General features: G+C 32.7%; 18 protein-coding genes and 1 riboswitch. Of the genes, 10 read left to right on the top strand and 8 right to left on the bottom strand.

Annotation, left to right across the window (positions count from 1 at the left end):
• Positions 1 to 71: 71 nt before the first annotated feature.
• From QQM35_RS08110 to QQM35_RS08120, 3 genes are all read left to right on the top strand, one after another.
• Complete coding sequence (locus tag QQM35_RS08110; protein ID WP_251516805.1) at positions 72 to 731, top strand: type 1 glutamine amidotransferase domain-containing protein; 660 nt, start codon at positions 72 to 74, stop codon at positions 729 to 731.
• A gap of 406 nt (positions 732 to 1137) precedes the next feature.
• Positions 1138 to 2397 carry an aminoacyltransferase gene (locus tag QQM35_RS08115; RefSeq protein ID WP_251516807.1) on the top strand — a complete coding sequence of 420 codons (1260 nt, stop codon included), beginning with the start codon at positions 1138 to 1140 and terminating at the stop codon, positions 2395 to 2397.
• 27 nt (positions 2398 to 2424) lie between these two features.
• Positions 2425 to 3684: an aminoacyltransferase gene (locus QQM35_RS08120; RefSeq protein WP_251516809.1), complete on the top strand. Its 1260-nt coding sequence runs from the start codon at positions 2425 to 2427 to the stop codon at positions 3682 to 3684.
• A gap of 670 nt (positions 3685 to 4354) precedes the next feature.
• Here the strand turns inward: QQM35_RS08120 and QQM35_RS08125 are convergent.
• Positions 4355 to 4720, bottom strand: a complete 366-nt coding sequence (locus tag QQM35_RS08125; RefSeq protein WP_251516811.1) for a hypothetical protein — start codon at positions 4718 to 4720, stop codon at positions 4355 to 4357.
• A gap of 240 nt (positions 4721 to 4960) precedes the next feature.
• On the opposite strand from QQM35_RS08125, the gene pepF reads away from it, so the two are divergent.
• Positions 4961 to 6772, top strand: a complete 1812-nt coding sequence (pepF, locus tag QQM35_RS08130; RefSeq protein WP_251942979.1) for an oligoendopeptidase F — start codon at positions 4961 to 4963, stop codon at positions 6770 to 6772.
• 64 nt (positions 6773 to 6836) lie between these two features.
• Here pepF and QQM35_RS08135 read toward each other — a convergent pair whose 3' ends face one another.
• From QQM35_RS08135 to cvfB, 7 genes are all read right to left on the bottom strand, one after another.
• Positions 6837 to 7415, bottom strand: a complete 579-nt coding sequence (locus QQM35_RS08135) for an ATP-dependent Clp protease proteolytic subunit (RefSeq protein ID WP_251516815.1) — start codon at positions 7413 to 7415, stop codon at positions 6837 to 6839.
• A gap of 134 nt (positions 7416 to 7549) precedes the next feature.
• Positions 7550 to 8200: a phosphate signaling complex protein PhoU gene (gene phoU / locus QQM35_RS08140; protein WP_251516817.1), complete on the bottom strand. Its 651-nt coding sequence runs from the start codon at positions 8198 to 8200 to the stop codon at positions 7550 to 7552.
• A gap of 6 nt (positions 8201 to 8206) precedes the next feature.
• Positions 8207 to 9091 carry a phosphate ABC transporter ATP-binding protein PstB gene (pstB, locus tag QQM35_RS08145; RefSeq protein ID WP_251516819.1) on the bottom strand — a complete coding sequence of 295 codons (885 nt, stop codon included), beginning with the start codon at positions 9089 to 9091 and terminating at the stop codon, positions 8207 to 8209.
• Between the two features lie 85 nt (positions 9092 to 9176).
• Positions 9177 to 10088 (bottom strand): phosphate ABC transporter permease PstA, encoded by a 912-nt coding sequence (gene pstA, locus QQM35_RS08150; protein WP_251516821.1) that lies wholly within the window; start codon positions 10086 to 10088, stop codon positions 9177 to 9179.
• Between the two features lie 2 nt (positions 10089 to 10090).
• Positions 10091 to 11020, bottom strand: coding sequence for a phosphate ABC transporter permease subunit PstC (gene pstC, locus QQM35_RS08155; protein ID WP_251516823.1), 930 nt, complete (start codon positions 11018 to 11020; stop codon positions 10091 to 10093).
• 203 nt (positions 11021 to 11223) lie between these two features.
• Positions 11224 to 12216 carry a PstS family phosphate ABC transporter substrate-binding protein gene (locus tag QQM35_RS08160; protein WP_251516825.1) on the bottom strand — a complete coding sequence of 331 codons (993 nt, stop codon included), beginning with the start codon at positions 12214 to 12216 and terminating at the stop codon, positions 11224 to 11226.
• 439 nt (positions 12217 to 12655) lie between these two features.
• Entirely contained in the window at positions 12656 to 13555 is a 900-nt protein-coding gene (gene cvfB, locus QQM35_RS08165; RefSeq protein ID WP_251516828.1) for an RNA-binding virulence regulatory protein CvfB, read from the bottom strand.
• A 141-nt stretch (positions 13556 to 13696) separates the two neighbouring features.
• Between cvfB and QQM35_RS08170 the strand changes: the two genes are divergently transcribed.
• From QQM35_RS08170 to dapB, 6 genes are all read left to right on the top strand, one after another.
• Positions 13697 to 15310, top strand: a complete 1614-nt coding sequence (locus tag QQM35_RS08170; RefSeq protein ID WP_251516831.1) for an ABC-F family ATP-binding cassette domain-containing protein — start codon at positions 13697 to 13699, stop codon at positions 15308 to 15310.
• A gap of 179 nt (positions 15311 to 15489) precedes the next feature.
• Positions 15490 to 16320: an aldo/keto reductase gene (locus QQM35_RS08175; protein ID WP_251516883.1), complete on the top strand. Its 831-nt coding sequence runs from the start codon at positions 15490 to 15492 to the stop codon at positions 16318 to 16320.
• A 301-nt stretch (positions 16321 to 16621) separates the two neighbouring features.
• Positions 16622 to 16800: riboswitch (Lysine riboswitch) on the top strand.
• Positions 16801 to 16889: 89 nt separating this feature from the next.
• Positions 16890 to 18092 (top strand): aspartate kinase, encoded by a 1203-nt coding sequence (locus tag QQM35_RS08180; protein ID WP_251942976.1) that lies wholly within the window; start codon positions 16890 to 16892, stop codon positions 18090 to 18092.
• A gap of 50 nt (positions 18093 to 18142) precedes the next feature.
• Complete coding sequence (locus tag QQM35_RS08185) at positions 18143 to 19132, top strand: aspartate-semialdehyde dehydrogenase (RefSeq protein WP_251516890.1); 990 nt, start codon at positions 18143 to 18145, stop codon at positions 19130 to 19132.
• A 1-nt stretch (position 19133) separates the two neighbouring features.
• Complete coding sequence (gene dapA, locus QQM35_RS08190; protein ID WP_251516893.1) at positions 19134 to 20021, top strand: 4-hydroxy-tetrahydrodipicolinate synthase; 888 nt, start codon at positions 19134 to 19136, stop codon at positions 20019 to 20021.
• On the top strand, positions 20018 to 20740 hold the full coding sequence (gene dapB, locus QQM35_RS08195) for a 4-hydroxy-tetrahydrodipicolinate reductase (RefSeq protein ID WP_342610314.1): 723 nt from the start codon (positions 20018 to 20020) through the stop codon (positions 20738 to 20740). Before dapA ends, dapB begins: the two co-directional genes overlap by 4 nt.
• Positions 20741 to 20753 lie beyond the last annotated feature (13 nt).

A 20753-nucleotide genomic window follows, 5' to 3' on the forward strand; every position in this document is an offset into this window, starting at 1 on the left:
TAAGTAATAAAAAGCGCATGTATAGTAATAACTTAAGCTAATTTCAAATTCATTATATAGAGGTGACAATTTTGACTAAAAAAGTATTGTTTGTTTTAACAAGCAGAGATCAATATGACGACGGTACACCTACAGGATTATGGTTAGAAGAGGCGAGTGAACCTTATAATATTTTAACGGAATCAGGTGTTGATGTAGATCTTGTTTCAATCAACGGTGGGGAAGTACCGATTGACCCTAATTCTACTCAAAACGATGAATTAAATAAATATAGTGACTTCGTTGAAAAAATTAAACAATTATCTAGTTTAGATGATGTTAATGTTGATAATTACGATGCTGTTTATTTACCTGGTGGTCACGGCACAGTATTTGATTATGCACACAATCAAAAGCTTGCAGCAATTCTTGCACAATTTAAAGGTGAAGGTAAGTATATTTCATCAGTTTGTCATGGTCCAAGTGCTTTTGTAGGTGCCAAAGACAACGATGGTAATTTCTTAGTTGACGGCGTGACATTAACTTCATTTACAGATGATGAAGAACGTACGATGAAATTAGACGAAAAAGTACCTTTCCTAACTCAAACGGAATTAGAAAACCAAGGTGCTAAATTTGTTGCCGATGATAACTTCTCAGTACACGTGGAAAAAGATGGACAATTTATTACAGGTCAAAATCCACAATCAAGCGTTGCAATCGGTGAAGCATTAAGAGATGCTTTAAAATAATATGAAAGTTGAAGCTTAAGCTAAAAGTATTATAAAAAACTGGAGAACGTAGTGTTTTCCAGTTTTTATTTTTTCAATTGACCTATGTACATAGTCAGTATTATTTAAAATAGCAATTATAGTATTATTTTACAATTTAATTAAATAATGATGCTTAAAGTAATAATTGAAATAAAGATAAGTCATATTCATAATAGTTTATTCTTTGATAAATTTGTATGAATGATATAATAAAGGATATAAAGATACTTATAGTGGAAAAATCTGTTTATGTTATATAAAAGTGATAGGTACGATGCACAAAATAGGTATTGATTTTGTTTTATGAACGATTATTGTATAATAATCGAGATTAAGAGCAAACATTGTATCAAAGTACTATAGACAATTAGGAGTTTATTAAAAAATGAAATTTACAAATTTAACCGCTAAAGAATTCAGGGAATTTACAGATAAAATGCCCAACAGTCATTTCACTCAAATGACTGCGAACTATGAATTAAAGGTTGCAGAAGGTGCTGAAACGCATTTAGTAGGTATAAAGGATAATAATAATCAAGTTATTGCAGCTTGTTTAATGACAGCAATACCTGTAATGCGTTTTTTCAAATCTTTCTATACGAACAGAGGACCTGTTATAGATTTTGATAATAAAGAACTTGTTCATTTTTTCTTTAATGAATTGGCACAATATGCAAAAAAACATAATGCAATCTATTTAAGAGTAGATCCATATTTAGCATATCAGTATCGTAACCACGAGGGTGACGTACTTGAAAATGCAGGAAATGATTGGTTCTTTGATAAGATGAAGCAACTTGGATTTAAACACCAAGGATTTTTCACAGGTTTCCATTCTGACAAACAAGTTCGGTTCCATTCTGTTTTAGATTTAACAGATAAAACTGAAAAAGACGTTTTAAAAGGAATGGATAGTTTAAGAAAACGTAATACTAAAAAAGTTCAGAAAAATGGCGTTAAGATTAGATTTTTAAATAAAGAAGAATTACCGATTTTCCGCCAATTTATGGAAGAAACTTCTGAGACGAAAGCCTTCGACGATAGAAATGATAGTTTCTATTACAATCGTTTGAAGTATTATAAGGATCGTGTCTTAGTACCATTAGCTTACATGGACTTTGATGAATACATCGAAGAGTTGAAACTTGATCGAGAAGCTTTAACTAAAGATATTAATAAAGCATTAAAAGATATCGAAAAACGACCAGACAATAAAAAGTCGTACAATAAGCGAGACAATTTAGAAAAACAACTTGTAGCAAATCAACAAAAAATTGACGAAGCGAAAGCATTACAAGAAGAACATGGGAATGAATTACCAATATCGGCTGCATTCTTCATAATTAATCCATTTGAAGTTGTATATTATGCTGGTGGTACAGCTAATGAGTTTAGACACTTTGCAGGAAGCTACGCAATTCAATGGAAAATGATTAACTATGCTTTAGAACATGGAATTAATCGTTATAACTTCTATGGAATTACTGGTGATTTTTCAGAAGATGCAGAAGATGCGGGAGTTGTTAAATTTAAAAAAGGCTATAACGCAGACGTTGTAGAATATGTTGGTGACTTTATTAAACCGATTAACAAACCTATTTATAACATTTATAAGAAATTAAAAGATATTAAGGACAAAAAGTAAACATATATAGAAGGGAACTAAGCTAGAATGAAATTTACTGAGTTAACTGTCAAAGAATACGAAAATTTTGTACAGAATCCAGCGTTAGAAAGTCATTATTTCCAAGTGAAAGAAAATATTGCGACAAGAGAAAATGATGGATTTCAAGTTGTATTACTGGGCTTAAAAGATGATGATAATCAAGTTATTGCAGCTAGTCTTTTCTCAAAAATTCCTACTATGGGTAGCTATGTTTATTATTCTAACCGTGGTCCTGTGATGGATTATAATGATTTAGGATTAATCGATTTCTACTTACGTGAACTCGATAGTTATTTACAACAACATAACTGCTTATATGTAAAATTAGACCCATACTGGATTTACAATATTTATGATAAAGATATTAATCAATTCCCAGATCGAGATAAAAATGACGCCTTAGTGAACTTGTTTAAATCACATGGCTATACGCATCACGGATTCACAACTCAGTATGATAGTTCAAGTCAAGTTCGTTGGATGGGCGTGTTAAACTTAGAAAATGAAACACCAGCCTCACTTAAAAAGCAATTTGATAGCCAAAGAAAGCGTAATGTCAATAAAGCAATTAACTACGGCGTAAAAGTTCGTTTCCTTAAACGTGATGAATTTGATCAATTTTTAGAGCTTTATCGTGAAACTGAAGCACGTACTGGTTTCGTTTCAAAAACAGACGAATATTTCTATAACTTTATCGATAATTACGGAGATAAAGCATTAATACCGTTAGCATATATCGATTTAGATGAATATATTAACAACACACAAGAGTCATTAAACGATAAAGAATCTCGTCGTGATCAAATGATGGCAAAAGAAAATAAATCAGATAAACAATTAAAGAAAATTGCTGAACTCGATAAACAAATTGAACATGACAAGAAAGAATTGTTACAAGCGAGTGAGTTAAGACAAACAGACGGTTCAGTCTTAAACCTAGCATCAGGCGTTTACTTTACAAATGCTTATGAAGTGAACTACTTCTCTGGCGGTTCTTCAGAAAAGTATAACCAATATATGGGACCATATATGATGCATTGGTTCATGATTAATTACTGTTTCGAGCATGGATATACACGTTACAATTTCTACGGTTTATCAGGAGATTTCACAGAAAACAGTGAAGACTACGGCGTATATCGCTTTAAACGTGGTTTCAATGTTCAAATCGAAGAACTTATCGGCGACTTCTATAAACCAATTAAGAAAACAAAATATTGGTTATTCAATACATTAAACAAAGCAAGAAAGAAAATTAAGAAATAACATAAGTTCTAGATATTATATTTAAGGCTTATAGGTATATGAAAATGCCTATAAGCTTTTTCTTTTAGTAGGAATTAAATTAACTATAGAAATATTATGTAAACTATATATATTTATTTTAATTGAAACTTACTGTAATTAAGGATTACTTATAAAATAATGAGTTTATTAGTACTATTTCATAGCAAGTTTATTGTTATATTGTTGATTCTATTAATTATATAATTATTTCTAATAAATCTTGAGCCATTTGCATATATACAGGTTTCTGATATTAAATTTTTAATTTAAATATTAGGAGTAATGCTGAGATTTAACGTGAGTTGCATCGAAAAATGATTTTGCATATCAGTATAAAGCTCAGTGCAAATTTCATAACCATAGTGATTAGAAAGTTTATAGATTGATGCATCTTACGAAATGATTAATAGATACATGCATGACAACTTACAAATTGTAATTTATTGATAATGCATGATAAATAATGCTGAATTATTGAGTATAGATTTTCAATTTCTTTTTAGTTTACATAATATATATTATAGGAAGTTATCTATATTTAAAAAAAGGTGCCCCATTTATGAGATTTATGTTCATTTCGTTTAATCGTGTATATAAAAAAGTTCAGTACCTTATGCACTGAACTTTAAATCTTGTAATTGAGTTTCTATTAGTAACGATAATGATGATTGAAATCATTTCTTGGATAATGATTTTGGCCATAATAATGATGATGCTTTCGTATAACTTTTTCAATTCTCTTTTGTTCACGTTGACGTCGCCAATTTCTCGTAAAGAACCATATTAAGAAACTTATAATTATGCTTATGATAGACATGAACATCGCATAACCGAATAACGGTTTATAAGATATATCATAGAATATTGGAATGAAAAATGCTGCTATAGTTAATATAAGAAATGTAATGATTGGTGTAGCAAACCATTTATGCAACACGAGTGTATTAAATACAGTTAATAATATGACAGCAATTACAGTAATCCATAAGTAGTGTGGTAAATCGGTTAATGTCATCTTTAGCGCTCCTTAATATTATAGTATGCATAATTAATCTTAATATTATTATACTAAATTTATTAAGATTTTCATTCAGTCTTTAGCTGTACAATCGAAAATAATTATTGTATTTTAGATAAATTTAATATTGATGCTCTATTAGCGATGAAATGTAAGCCCTGTAGTGTATTTTTTGTGGTGTTTTCTAGTATAATTAACAGTGAATAATGATATAAAGTATGCTTAAGGAGTGATTGTATGGTCGAATCTTTACCAAAACGAAAACATGTCCCTCAAGAAGAAACTTGGGATATTACAGAATTATTTGCAACAGATGCTGAATTCTATGAAATGTTAGATATCACATTAAAACAAGCCCAGGATTTCCACAAGCAATTTTATAACACGCTCAATAATATAAAAACGATTGAACATGCATTAGATACATATGTGGAAATACTAATAAATGTTGATCGAATGAGTAACTATGCAGAATTAAGATTAAGTGTTGATGTTACAAATGAAGCAGCACAAACGTTAAGTTCAAAGCTAACTAATTACAATGGGAAAATTGCTAGTGAACTAACTTTTGTTGAATCAGAAATTTTGCAACAACCTGAATCATTAATCAATGAGTTAATTGAAAACAGTAAATATCCACATTATTTAAAAAAGTTGAAAGATAAGCAACAATATCAATTATCACCTGAAGTTGAAAGTACTTTAGCTAGTTTATCCCCTACTTTTGACAGTCCTTTTGAGCTGTATGGCATTACAAAAATGTTAGATATTGATTTTGGTACATTTAAATATAAAGACCAAACTTATCCATTGGATTATACAACTTTTGAAAATGAATATGAGGATGATCCAGATACAGAATTCCGCAGAAAAAGCTTTAAATATTTTAGTCATGCAATCAGTAAATACCAACATACTACTGCGGCTACATATAATATGCATGTTCAACAAGAAAAAATTGAAGCAAATCTTAGAGGTTATGATTCTGTTATCGACTATTTGTTATCAGAGCAAGAAGTGACACGTGAAATGTTTGACCGTCAAATCGATGTTATTATGAGTGACCTGGCGCCAATTATGCAGAAATACGCAAAGTTACTAAAACGTGTTCATGGACAAGATACGATGCGTTTTGAAGATTTACAAGTATCGATTGACCCTGATTATGAACCATCCATTTCAATTGAAGATTCAAAACAGTATATCTTTGGCGCTTTAAAAATACTTGGCCAAGATTATTTAAATATGGTTGAACGTGCTTATAAAGATAGATGGATTGATTTTGCACAAAATAAAGGTAAAGAGACGGGTGCATATTGTGCTAGTCCCTATGCTACGCATTCGTATGTATTTATTTCTTGGACTGGTAAGATGACAGAAACTTTTGTTCTGGCACATGAATTAGGTCATGCAGGACATTTTACGCTGGCTCAAAAACATCAAAATTATTTAGAATCAGAACCATCTATGTACTTTGTAGAGGCACCTTCTACGATGAATGAAATGTTAATGGCTAATTATTTAATCGATTCAAGTGACGACCCAAAATTCAAAAGATGGGTAATCGGTTCTATTATTTCACGAACTTATTACCATAATATGGTAACGCATTTGTTAGAAGCAGCGTTTCAAAGAGAAGTATATAATAAGGTAGATAATGGTGAATCCCTTACAGCCCCTGTACTTAATGAAATTATGCGTGATGTTTATGGTCAATTCTTCGGAAATGCGGTTAAATTATCAGATGGCGTCGAATTAACTTGGATGCGCCAACCTCATTATTATATGGGATTATACTCGTATACGTATTCAGCAGGGTTAACGATTGGGACAGTGATGTCTCAAAAAATTAAAAAAGAAGGCCAACAGGCTGTGGATCAATGGTTAGAGACTTTAAGTGCTGGTGGTAGTCAATCACCAATTGACTTGGCAGATACCGCTAGTATTGATATTCGTACAGATAAACCATTACGTTCGACAATTCGCTATATTGGTCATCTCGTGGATGAATTAGAAAAGTTAACTGATGAAATTGAACAAAGTGAGTAATTCAATATATAAAAAACGGACTGTTATTACTCAGTCCGTTTTTATATATTAATTTATTTTTGAGTTATTCAAGTTCATCTCTGCTACTTATAATTTTATTTACAATTCCATACTCAACGGCTTCTTCCACACTTAACCAATAATCTCTGTTCGTATCTTCTTCAACTTTTTCAATTTTTTGACCTGTTTCTTGAGCAATAACTTCATTGATACGTTTACGTGTTCTTACGATTTCACGTGCAGTAATTTCAATTTCAGTTGATTGACCTTGTGCACCACCACTCGGTTGATGCATCATAAAGCGTGTATTTGGTAAACTATAGCGTCTTTCTTTTTCTCCTGACAAGAAGATAAAGATACCTGCGCTTACTACCCAACCTGAACCAATAATGTTCACTTTTGGTTTAATAAAGTTAATCATATCACGAATATAGAAACCAGAGTCAACATGGCCTCCTTGAGTAGAAATGAACAAGTTGATTGGTTCATCACTCGTTGCTTCTAATAATAATAATTTATTTGCTACGTCATACGCCGTTTCATCATTAATTTCACCAGAAATAATAACCGTACGCGTTTCTAACATTTTTTGTGTTAATAAATCGGAATTGTTTTGATTATCGAAGTTTTTATTCTCTGCCATGTCATCACCTTCTCTAAAAAATTTTACTCTTTTATCATACACGACTAAAATACAATTAAACATTAAAAAGAATCAATCATAACCTTCTCTTGGTCTGATTGATCCTTTTATATTTTGGGTTGTAAGCATTTAATTTATTTATTGTATGTTTCGTATCGTTCACCAGTAATGAAAAAGTAAATATTTTCAGCAACATTACCGATGTGATCTCCTACTCTTTCTAAATGGCGTGCTGCAAGATGTGCTTGTCCTGCCACAAATGGGTCATTGTCAATTAAATACGTTGTATTTACGATGTTTTTATATAAATCATCAATATCTTTATCACGTTCTATAATTTCTTTAATTAACGTGATGTCGTTGTGTTTTACTGCATCTCTCATATCTTTAAGCATTAACAATGCCAATTTACCCATCGTGTTAAGTCGTGTTAGTACATAGTGATCGGTAATTTTTGCACGCAAACGTATTTTAGCAATACTTGCTGCATTATCGCCAATTCTTTCTAAATCACTCGCGATTTTCAGAGAGGCCATCATTAATCGTAAATCTGTAGCAATGGGTTGTTGCTTTGTTATAAGCATGATGACCTTTTCGTTAATATCAGTTTCTAAAGCATTGATAACTTTATCTCTCTCAATTGTTTGTCGTGCATAATTACGGTCCTCTTCGCTTAACGATTGTAGGGCATATGATATGTGCTGATAAACGTAAAGGCCAAGTCGACGTAAATCTTTAACAAGATCGTCTAATTGGCCTTCATATTTTTCTCGAATTATTACCATTCGGTATTAACCAAATCTACCTGAAATGTAATCTTCTGTTTGTTTATCAGAAGGATTTGAGAATAATTTATCAGTATCATCATATTCATTTACATAACCGTTAAGGAAGAATGCTGTTTTATCAGAAACACGTGCTGCTTGTTGCATGTTGTGTGTAACGATAATAATTGAGTAATTTTCTTTTAAGTTTTGAACTAATTCTTCAACTTTTAATGTTGAAATAGGGTCTAAAGCTGATGTTGGTTCGTCCATTAGGATTACATCTGGTTCAATCGCTAAACTACGAGCGATACAAACACGTTGTTGCTGACCACCTGATAAACTGTATGCGTTCGTATTTAAACGATCTTTTAATTCATCCCAAATTGCTGCACCACGTAATGATTTTTCTACGATTTCGTCTAAAACCTTTTTGTCTTTAATACCGTGAATTTTTGGTCCGTAAGTAATATTATCATAGATTGATTTAGGGAATGGGTTTGGTTGTTGGAAGACCATTCCTACGTTTGTTCTTAACTTTTCAACTGAATAATTATCATCAAAGATGTTTTGATCACGATACATAATTTTACCAGCTGTTTTAACTGAAGGTACTAATTCAACCATACGATTTAATGTTTTGATGTAAGTTGATTTACCGCAACCTGAAGGTCCGATAATTGCAGTAACTGTGTTTTCTAAAACATCTAAGTTAATGTTTTTTAAAGCATGATTTTCACCATACCATAAGTCTAAATTTTTAGTTGAATAAACAATGTTTTTTTGGCTATCTGGAATTGAGCTTTCTTTTTTGTTTGTATTATTTGTGTCGATTGTAGTCGCTGGTGCTGACTGTTCATTAGTTGTTGATTCAAGTTCTTTTTTATCTTCTGAGATTGTTTTTTTATCCATAATTAAAACTCCTTTTTGAACTCATTTATATCTCTTGTTTAAGTGATTTCCCCATCAATTCACTGTTGTTTATATGAAAAGTTCATTAATATTTCTTGCTATATTTATTACGTAAGAAGATTGCAACTGCATTCATTAATAATAAGATTACTAATAATACTATAATTCCGGCTGCTGCAACGTTTTGGAATTCGTCTTGAGGCATTTTTGCCCAGTTGTAAATCGTGATTGGTAATGCTTGGAATTTATCAAAGATACTTGTTGGTACGTGTAATAAAACTGTTGGAATACCAATCAAGATTAATGGCGCTGTTTCACCTAATGCTCTTGATAAAGCTAAGATAAATCCAGTTAAAATACCAGGGATGGCTGCTGGTAATACGACACGACGAATTGTTTGCCATTTATTACCACCTAAACCATATGAAGCTTCTTTTACTGAATTAGGTACCGCTCTTATTGCTTCTTGGCTAGATACGATAATAACAGGTAAAATTAGTAATGACATTGTTAATGCGGCTGCAATAACTGTTTCATGCATAGCTAAAGCTGGAACATTCATACCTCTTACGAAAAGCGTTAAACCAAGTAAACCGAATACAACAGATGGTACACCGGCTAAGTTATTAATACAAAGTCTTACGAATTTTGTAAAAGCATTATCTTTTGCATATTCTTCAAGATAGATTGCTGTACCGACACCTAAGATGATTGAAATTGGAATGATAGTTATCATTAACCAAAGTGTTCCCATTAACGCTCCTTTAATACCGGCCATTGATGGCGTAGAAGATGAGAAACTTGTGAAGAATTTAGGTGTTAAATGCCCTGCACCTTGGATTAATGTATTGATAATTAAAGCAGCAAGAACGATTAAACCAACTAATGTACAAGCGAAAAACGCTGCTTTGTTGAATTTATTCTTATTAAGTCTGCCAGAGAGCTTGTTGTCTACAGTATTTTGATCGACTAGTGTTTTATTATTAGACTCGCTCATAATTAATACTCCTCTCTAAAGCGTTTCGTAATCCATTGTGATAATAGGTTCATGATTAATGTGAATAAGAATAATGTGAACCCAACAGCGTAAATACTGTAATATTGGTCTGATCCAAATGTTGCATCACCTGATGCGATTTCTACAATGTAGCCTGTCATAGTTTGAATTGAATTAGTAAGACTTAAATCGAATTTTGGTGAACTACCTGCTGCTAACGATACGATCATAGTTTCACCGATAGCACGAGAAATCGCTAATACAATTGATGCCATAACACCTGAAATTGCTGCTGGTAACACAACTTTTGTTGCTACTTCAAATTTTGTAGCACCTAAACCAAGTGCACCTTCACGCATTTTGTCAGGTACAGATGACATTGCATCCTCACTCATACTTGAAATTAATGGAATAATCATAATACCTACAACAATCCCTGGACTGATAGAGTTTAAACTATCAATGAACGGGAAGATTGCTCTTAATATAGGAGTTACGAATGATACTGCGAAGAAACCAAATACAATAGTCGGAATACCAGATAATATTTCTAAAATAGGTTTAATAATTCTTCTTGCACGACTTGAAGCATATTCACTTAAGTAAAGTGCTGCACCTAAACCTAAAGGTACTGCAACAATTGTTGCAATAAATGTGATTTTAAGAGTACCTAGTATTAATGCCCATATACCATATTTAGGTTCTGAACTTGCTGGATCCCATTGTGTTTTAAATAGAAATTGTGTGATTGGTACGCGTGTGAAAAATGTAATTGTCTCTGTCAATAACGTAACAATAATACCGATTGTAGCTAATATTGAGAATAATGCGATGATACCTAAAATTAAAGGTACAATTTTATCACTAAGGCCTTTCTTTTTAGCATTATTCTTTTTAATCATCTCACCTACTGATGGTTGCGAATTCGCCATTTCAATACCTTCCTTCTTTATTTGTCTCCCAAATTATTAAAAAAGGTTGGGAGTCTCTGTTAACTAATTGCATACAAGCGAAATGGATAGCACTTGTATACATTAGTCTTACAGAACAAGGAATGTAGAGGAAAGTGACATTTAAAACTGTCACTTTCGCCCCCCACTTCCAAATTCCCAACCTTTAAGAAATAAAGCTATGTTTACTTATCTTCTTTTTTGCTGTCGTCTTTTTTGCTGTCTTTGCTATCACTATTTTTGTCGATAAATTTATTTAATTTATCAAGTTGTTTAGTGTATTTGTCTTTAGGTAATGCAACTAAACCTACATCTTCAGCTGATTTACCTTTATCTTTTAATGTGAATTTCAAGAATTCTTGTAAACCTTTGTTATCTTTTAATTTCTTCTCGTTAGCGTAGATGAATAATGGTCTACTTAATACGTATGAACCATTTTGGATAGTTTTTTCTGAAGGTTTTGTAAGTTTACCTTTTTCGTCTTTGATGTTAACTACTTTTAATTTGTCTTTGTTTTCTTTGTAGTAGTCATAACCGAAGTATCCGATAGCTTGTTTGTTTTTGTCTACGTTAGATACGATTTGGTTTGTATCTGAGTTCTTATCAGCTTTGATATCACCTTTGTCCATTACTTCTTCACTAAAGAAGTCATAAGTACCATGTGATTGGTTAGGTGAGAATGGTTTGATTTCTTTGTCTGGCCATTTAGAATTAACATCTTTCCAAGTTTTAGCTTCGCCAGAGTAGATTTTTTTCAATTGTTTTTTAGATAATTCTTTAACGAAATCATTATCTTTGTTTACAGTAACTGTTACACCATCTTGGCCGATTTTGTATTCTTTATAATCGATACCTTTGTCTTTTAATTTTTTCTTCTCGTCATCTTTTATTGGTCTAGATGCATTTGAAAAATCAGTACTTCCAGAAATGAACTTTTCAAATCCGCCCCCAGTACCTGATTGTGCATTTGAAACAGTTACATTTGGAAATTTTTTGTTGAATTTTTCGTTTAATTTTTCAATGATTGGACCTACTGTTGATGACCCATCGCCTTTAACTTCTCCTTTAACGTCTTTACCTTCTCCTGAACCTGAATCAGAGCCACCGTTACCTCCGCAAGCTCCTAATAAAAGTGAAGCACCAACTACTGTAGTACCAAATAATTGCCATTTTTTCATTGAAACATCCTCCTAATAAATAAATAACCCAAAAAGTTATATGTATTTCTTACAACCCTTATACTACACATCGTATATTAATTACAAATGACTTTAATGTAAATATTTTGTTAAGATAGCTTGCCAACGAAATATTTTTCTTATTATTTGGCCAGCAACTGAATAGATAACTGTTTTAATGTTTGTTGGTATTTGTAGGTTGAGACTGTATTTCACTAGATTTATGTATTTGTTATTTATTGTTACTGAACATTAAAATCAAATTATATAAATTGATGTATATTTGTTTCTTTATTATAGAAGAAACTCAAAATATGAATATTGGTATAAAAAATAAGTCCACCAAAAGTTTTTAACCATTGATGGACTTAATGCTAATATTTATGTTTCAACTTAAATCATGTGAAGTTATTTTCTACTAAATAATTACTAAGATAGATTACTCTTCTATTCTACTCCAACCCTTTTTAGTTAGCGTAATCTTACCTGTTTCGATATTGATAATTTTATGTTTGTATAGATGACCGATTGCACGTTTAAAGGCACCCTTGCTCATATTAAACACTTCTTTAATAGCTTCAGGACTGGATTTATCCCAAAAAGGTAATTCTCCGTCATATTCGACAAGTAAATCAAATATGTGCTGACCATCTTCATCCAATCGCTCATGTGCTAGTGGTAAAAAAGAACCATTAAGTTCACCCTTTTCGTTGTAACCGATTATACGTACTGAGACATTTTCACCTAAGCGTGGTTCTTCTTTTCTTTCTGATTCATGAACAAAGATTTTGTAACCATCTTTAGATAGAAGGAAGCTACCTACTCTTAATAATCTATAAGGACGAGCTTCAATAACCTGATTGTGCATTTCGTCATTGTCAACTGGCGTGAACATTTGCTCAACAATTGTTTCAGTTGCAAGTCGTGCAAACATATTTCTTTCTCTGTCTATACGCAGTGTGACAAGTAGTTCATCGCCTTGAGTTGGCCAAATTTCTTTTACTTTAGGTAAGTCTTCCCATGGGATTAATACCTCTCTCGGTAAACCTACATCTACATGAGCGCCGTCTCGATCTGTTTTCAATACTTTAACGAAATCATATTTGTTTGTTGTAATATCAGGCATATTTTGTGTGGCAAACAAATCACCTGAACGGTTTGGATAAATGAAAAAGCTATACTCTTCTCCTATTTCTAAATCGTCTTCTTCATTAATTTCTGATTTATTGAGTTTTACGTCTTCTCCATTTGGTCCCTTTAATTTGTATGTGGACCCTTCTACACCCATTACTTGTAGAAATTCTATAGAACCTACAATATCTTTTTCATCTTGAGCCATATTGTTCTCCTTCGCACATTAGTTTCTTCCTATTATAACATGCAAATTGTTTTATGGCATTGACTACTTTAACTTTGGTCGAAAGAGCTAAGTAAGTGTGTTATAATTTGACCGTTAGAATAACGGAAAAGGAGAAAATGCATGTTACAAGTTACTGATGTAAGTTTACGATTTGGTGATCGTAAATTATTCGAAGATGTAAATATAAAATTTACTGATGGCAATTGCTACGGCCTTATAGGTGCGAATGGTGCTGGGAAATCAACATTCTTAAAGATATTATCTGGAGAAATTGATGCCCAAACTGGTCACGTTTCGTTAGGTAAAGATCAACGTATGGCTATCTTAAAACAGGATCACTTTGCTTATGAAGATGAACGCGTGATTGATGTAGTTATTAAAGGTCATGAACGTTTATTTAAGGTAATGAAAGAAAAAGATGAAATTTATATGAAACCTGATTTTAGTGATGAAGATGGTATCAAAGCTGCTGAACTTGAAGGTGAATTTGCCGAAATGAACGGTTGGAATGCTGAAGCTGATGCTGGTTCATTACTTTCAGGATTAGGTATTAGTGCTGATCTTCAAGATAAAACAATGTCTGAACTAGAAAACAACCAAAAAGTGAAAGTATTATTAGCTCAAAGTCTATTCGGTGATCCAGATGTATTACTACTCGACGAGCCTACCAATGGTTTGGATATTCCTGCAATTAGCTGGTTAGAAGATTTCCTTATTAATTTTGAAAATACTGTAATTGTTGTCTCACATGATAGACACTTCTTAAATAATGTGTGTACGCATATAGCTGATTTAGACTATGGTAAAATTAAAATTTACGTTGGTAACTATGATTTCTGGTATCAATCAAGTCAATTAGCAATGAAAATGGCGCAAGAGCAAAACAAGAAAAAAGAAGAAAAGATTAAAGAATTGCAAGATTTCGTTGCACGTTTCTCAGCGAATGCGTCAAAATCTAAACAAGCAACAAGTCGTAAAAAACAATTAGAAAAAATTGAATTAGATGACATCCAGCCTTCTTCACGTCGTTACCCATTTGTAAACTTTACGCCTGAAAGAGAAATTGGTAATGATTTACTATTCGTTGAAAATGTTTCTAAAACAGTCGACGGCGAAAAAGTATTAGATAACATTTCATTCACTATGTTCCCTAACGATAAAGCTGTACTTGTAGGAGATAGTGAAATTGCTAAAACAACTCTATTGAAAATTTTAGCTGGTGAAATGGAACCAGATGAAGGAACAGTAAGATGGGGTGTGACAACTTCAAGAAGTTATTTACCGAAAGATAACTCAGAATACTTTGAAGGCGTTGATATGAACTTAGTTGACTGGTTACGTCAATATGCTCCTGAAGATGAACAAACAGAAACATTCCTACGTGGTTTCTTAGGACGTATGTTATTTAGTGGCGAAGAAGTTAAGAAAAAAGCTAGCGTCTTATCAGGTGGCGAGAAAGTGCGTTGTATGTTAAGTAAAATGATGTTATCTAGTGCAAATGTCCTATTACTAGATGAACCAACAAACCATTTAGACCTAGAAAGTATTACTGCAGTAAATGATGGTTTGAAAGCATTTAAAGGTTCAATTATCTTCACTTCATATGACTTCGAATTTATCAATACAATCGCAAATCGTGTCATTGATCTAAATCCAGAAGGTGCATTATCTAAAGAAATTTCTTATGAAGAGTACTTAAAAGAAACTGGTGTGTTAACACAAGCAAATGCTTAAATTTACATCATAATTTTATAACACATATATTTAAATTTTGGGGTAGAAACCTAAAGCTAAAAGCGAGGTTTCTGCCCCACTTTTTTATACGAATGCTTTTGTGACAGTGCTTAATATTTTGAATTTAATTAGATGACTTTTTATAATAAGTATTGAATTGAAATAGGAGGAATGTAGTAATGGAAAATTATTTTATGCATGATGGACAAGTAATGCCACAAATTGGTTTCGGTACATATAAGTTAAATGGGACACATGGAATGCACGCAATTAGCAATGCATTAAAGAATGGTTATTCTGTATTAGACACTGCTTATAATTATGAAAATGAAGGTACGGTTGGACGTGCTATCGCAAATAGTCACGTTTCAAGAGATGAAATTATTGTTACTTCTAAACTTCCTGGTCGTTATCAGAGTTATGATGAAGCGCTCACTGCGATTCAAGAATCTATATACCGTCTGAATGTTGAATATATTGACTTATACTTAATTCACTGGCCAAATCCTAAGCAAGGAAAATATGTAGAAGCATGGAAAGCGATGATTGCAGCTCAAAAAGCAGGTTTAATAAAATCTATTGGTGTATGTAATTTCCTTCCAGAGCATATTGAAAGGTTAGAAAAAGAAACTGGTGTGTTACCTGTTGTAAACCAAATTGAATTACATCCTTACTTTAATCAAAAAGAAATGATTCAATACCATAATGATAAAGGTATTATTACACAAGCATGGAGCCCGCTTGGTCGTGCTTCGGATGTTATGCATGACCAAACAATAGTCACGATTGCTGAAAAGTATAATAAATCTGTTCCGCAAATTATTTTAAAATGGCATATTCAAAATGGTGTTGTTCCTATTCCTAAGGCGACGTCTATTTCAAGACAATTGGAAAATAAAAACCTATTTGATTTCTATTTAAATGATGAGGATTTAGCTCAAATTGATCAATTAACGAAAGCTGATGGTCGACGAAAAGGTCAAGACCCTGCTACTTACGAAGAATTTTAAATCTCTTTCAGTATTGGAAATAAAGTTACTTGACCAATTTAAAGGCAATTTCTATTTAAATGTATAGAAATTGTCTTTTTATTTACTAAATGATACGAAAATCATGTTTTTATAAGTACTTCCCCCACTTTTTTCGCATGGATTAAAAGCAAATCCATTGATCCGCATATACAATATACACCTTTTGAGCACTTTCATACTTTAAATCACAAATTTTTCAGTTTATTTAAAAAATTTGCTCAAATCAGTTTACAGTACTATAGCCTGTATGTATAATAAGTACCATAAATAACAATTAAATAATTATTGATGAGGCGCATCAATCATGAGTAAATTTTAGAAGTATCTGCCTGCTAGCAGCTAATTTTGAAAGGGTGAGATGCCGAAACAGTTATAATAGCAGTTTATAACATGTTGGACTTTATGGTTAAGAGCTGAGAGTCTGTCATTATTGTTAAATAATGGAGTGCATCACTTGTATATAAATTTTAGAACAGGTTCGCATTCCGAACATGTTCTTTTTTTATATTATTGTGATTCTCCCCTACTGATATGAGGAGGATATGTAATTGGAAAGAAGTGTTTTGAAATTTGGTGGATCATCTGTAAGTGATTTTATAAAAATTAAAAATATCGCTGGTATGTTAAAACAAAGGGTCGAAAATGGCGAGCAACTCATTGTCGTTGTAAGTGCGATGGGTAAAACGACCGATCAACTTATGGACAATGTTTCTTCATTAACGACTCAACCTAAGGAACAAGAACTTGCATTACTTTTAACGACTGGAGAACAACAAACAGTTTCATATATGTCGATGGTATTAAATGATATCGGCGTTAATGCAAGAGCAATGACCGGATATCAAGCTGGTATCAAAACTGTTGGACATCATTTAAAGAGTAGAATTGCAGAAATAAATCCTGAAACATTTAATCAAGCTTTTGAGGACAATGATGTATTGGTTATTGCAGGATTTCAAGGTGTTAACGAAGATATGGAAATTACAACGCTTGGACGTGGTGGTTCAGATACAACAGCAGTAGCTTTAGCAGCGAGTAATAATACACCTTGTGAAATTTACACTGATGTTGATGGTGTTTATGCTACAGACCCTCGTGTTTATAAGGATGCGAAACGACTTGAATACGTATCTTATGAAGAAATGATGGAAATGAGTGCTTTAGGTGCAGGTGTTTTAGAAACACGAAGCGTCGAACTCGCTCATAATTATAATATACCGCTATATTTAGGCAGAACTTTATCAAATGTGAAAGGAACATGGATTATGTCTCAAACAGAATTATTAGAAAAGAAAGCCGTTACAGGGGTTGCATTAGATACACATATGATGCATGTTACGATTAGTTATCCCCTACCAGATGATCGCTTATTAACAGCATTATTTAATAAATTAGAAGAAGGCGCCGTCAACGTCGACATGATTTCGCAAATTGTTAATTTAGAAGGTCTGCAAATGTCATTCACATTTAAAGATACAGATGCTATTCAATTAACAAAAATTTTAGAATCATTAACTGAACAATTTAACGCTTTAGATTTCAAAATTAACGAAGATTATGTAAAAATTTCATTAATAGGTTCAGGCATGCGTGATATGTCAGGTGTTGCATCAAAAGCATTTATCACATTGATTGAAAACGATATTGAGTTTTACCAAACAACAACTTCAGAGATAAGTATTTCGTGTGTAATTGATGCTGACAATGGTAAACGTGCTGTCAGTGCTTTATATCAAGCTTTCGAAATCTGAATTTTCCTAATTTCAACAAAATTAAATAATAGAAAATGGAGTGTAGAACTATGACAAGATTAGCAGTAGCTGGAGCAACAGGTTTAGTTGGAAGAAATATGTTACAAACATTAGATCGTAAAAATATTCCTTATGATGAATTAGTATTATTTTCATCAGCAAGATCAGCAGGAACAGAAATAGAGTTTCAAGGAAAAACATATACTGTACAAGAACTAACAGATGAGGCAGCAAGTGAGCATTTTGATTATGTATTAATGAGTGCAGGTGGTAGTACAAGTGCACACTTCTCCCCTATTTTTGAGCAAGCTGGCGCTATAGTTATTGACAATTCAAGTCAATGGAGAATGACAGACGGTATTGATTTAATCGTACCTGAAGTCAATGAACCCGTACTTGATAGACAGATTATCGCTAACCCCAACTGTTCAACAATACAATCAGTTGTTCCGTTAAAGGTGTTACAAGAGGCATACGGTTTACAACGTGTTGCATATACGACGTATCAAGCGGTATCAGGCTCGGGGGTTAAAGGTAAAGAGGACTTAGCTGAAGGAGCAAATGGTAGAGAACCACAGGCGTATCCACACCCTATTTATAATAACGTTTTACCACATATAGATATTTTCTTAGAAGATGGGTATACAAAAGAAGAACAAAAAATGATAGACGAAACACGCAAAATTTTACACGATGATCATTTAAAAGTGACTGCAACGTGTGTACGTGTACCCGTACAAGATAGTCACAGTGTACACATGAGTGTAACTTTGAATAATGAAGCCACGGTTGAATCAATTCAATCATTATTTGAAAAAGATAATCGAGTTGTTCTCATCGATAATCCTGAGAAAAATGAATATCCATTAGCTATTCACTCAACAGGTAAAGACGAAATCTTTGTAGGTCGTATTCGTCGCGATGAATCATTAGATAATACTTTCCATGTATGGTGTACTTCAGACAACTTATTGAAAGGTGCAGCACTCAATGCCGTACAAATACTTGAACAAGTAAAGAGTTTGAAAGGAGTAAAATAATATGGGACACATTTTTGAAGGCGTAGGTGTAGCGTTAATTACACCATTTACACATAATGAGGTTGATTATGATGCACTAAGAAAGCACGTTAGTTACTTATTAGAAAATAACGCAAAGTCAATCGTTGTCAATGGTACAACAGCAGAGAATCCAACTTTGTCAGATGAAGAGAAAGATCGCATTCTTGAAGTTGTTGTAAACGAAGTCAATGGTAATGTACCAGTCATCGCAGGTACAGGAACAAACAGTACACAAAAGTCAATTCAAGCATCAATTCGTGCTAAAGAGTTAGGTGCAGATGGCATTATGTTAATTACACCCTATTATAATAAAACGAATCAACGCGGTTTAATTGAACATTTTACAAAAATTGCAAATGCTGTGAAATTACCAGTTGTATTATATGACGTGCCTTCAAGAACGAATATGACAATTGAAGCTGAAACTGTAGAAACTCTAAGTAAAAATGAATATATTGTTGCGATAAAAGATGCTACGAACGATTTTGAGTTCCTAGAAGATGTTAAAAAACGTGTAGATTTAGATAACTTCACTTTATTAAGTGGAAATGATGACAATGTTGTTGAGTTTTATAACAGAGGCGGACACGGTGTAATTTCGGTGGTCGCAAATGTGATTCCTCAAGCATTCCAATCTCTTTATGATGATAGTAAAAATGGTAAAGATATAGCATCAGACTTTAAACCGATTGAAACGCTGTTAGATGCACTTGCTGTCGATGTGAACCCTATTCCGATCAAAGTATTAACTACAGTAGAAGGATTCGGCAATTATGAATTACGTCTTCCACTTGTTCCATTAGAAGATAATGAGCGTCAACAATTAGAACAAGCATACGAACAATATAAAGCAGGTGACAATGGATGAATATCTTATTAATCGGATATGGTGCAATGAACCAACGTGTTGCACGTTTAGCAGAAGAAAATGGTCATAAAATTGTAGGTATTATTGTTAGGGATAGTTCTAAATCATATCCTTACCCTACTGTTGAACACATAGCAGATGCTAAAGATGCTGATGTGGCGATTGATTTTTCAAACCCAGAATTATTATTACCATTGTTAGAAGAAGAATTTAACTTACCTTTAGTAATTGCTACTACTGGAGAAAAAGAACAAATAATCGATAAATTAAAATCATTAAGTGAAGATATGCCAGTGTTCTTCAGTGCGAATATGAGTTACGGGGTACATGCGTTAACGAAGATTTTAGAAGCGGCAGTTCCTCTATTACAAGACTTTGATATTGAGTTAACTGAAGCGCATCACAATAAAAAAGTAGATGCACCAAGTGGCACTTTGGTGAAGTTATATGATGTTATAAAGGAACTGAGACAACAATCTACGCCAGTGTATGACCGTCACGAAAAATCAGATAAACGTACTGAAGACGAAATCGGTATTCATGCAGTACGTGGTGGCACGATTGTAGGCCAACATGATGTATTGTTCGCAGGTACTGATGAAACGATTGAAATTACACATCGTGCGCAGTCTAAAGACATCTTTGCAAACGGTGCCATTGGTGCCGCAGAGAAATTAGTAAATAAACCTAATGCATATTACACATTTGATAATTTATAAAATAATAAGGAGT

It is taken from the genome of Staphylococcus hsinchuensis, from assembly GCF_038789205.1.
Lineage (GTDB): Bacteria > Bacillota > Bacilli > Staphylococcales > Staphylococcaceae > Staphylococcus > Staphylococcus hsinchuensis.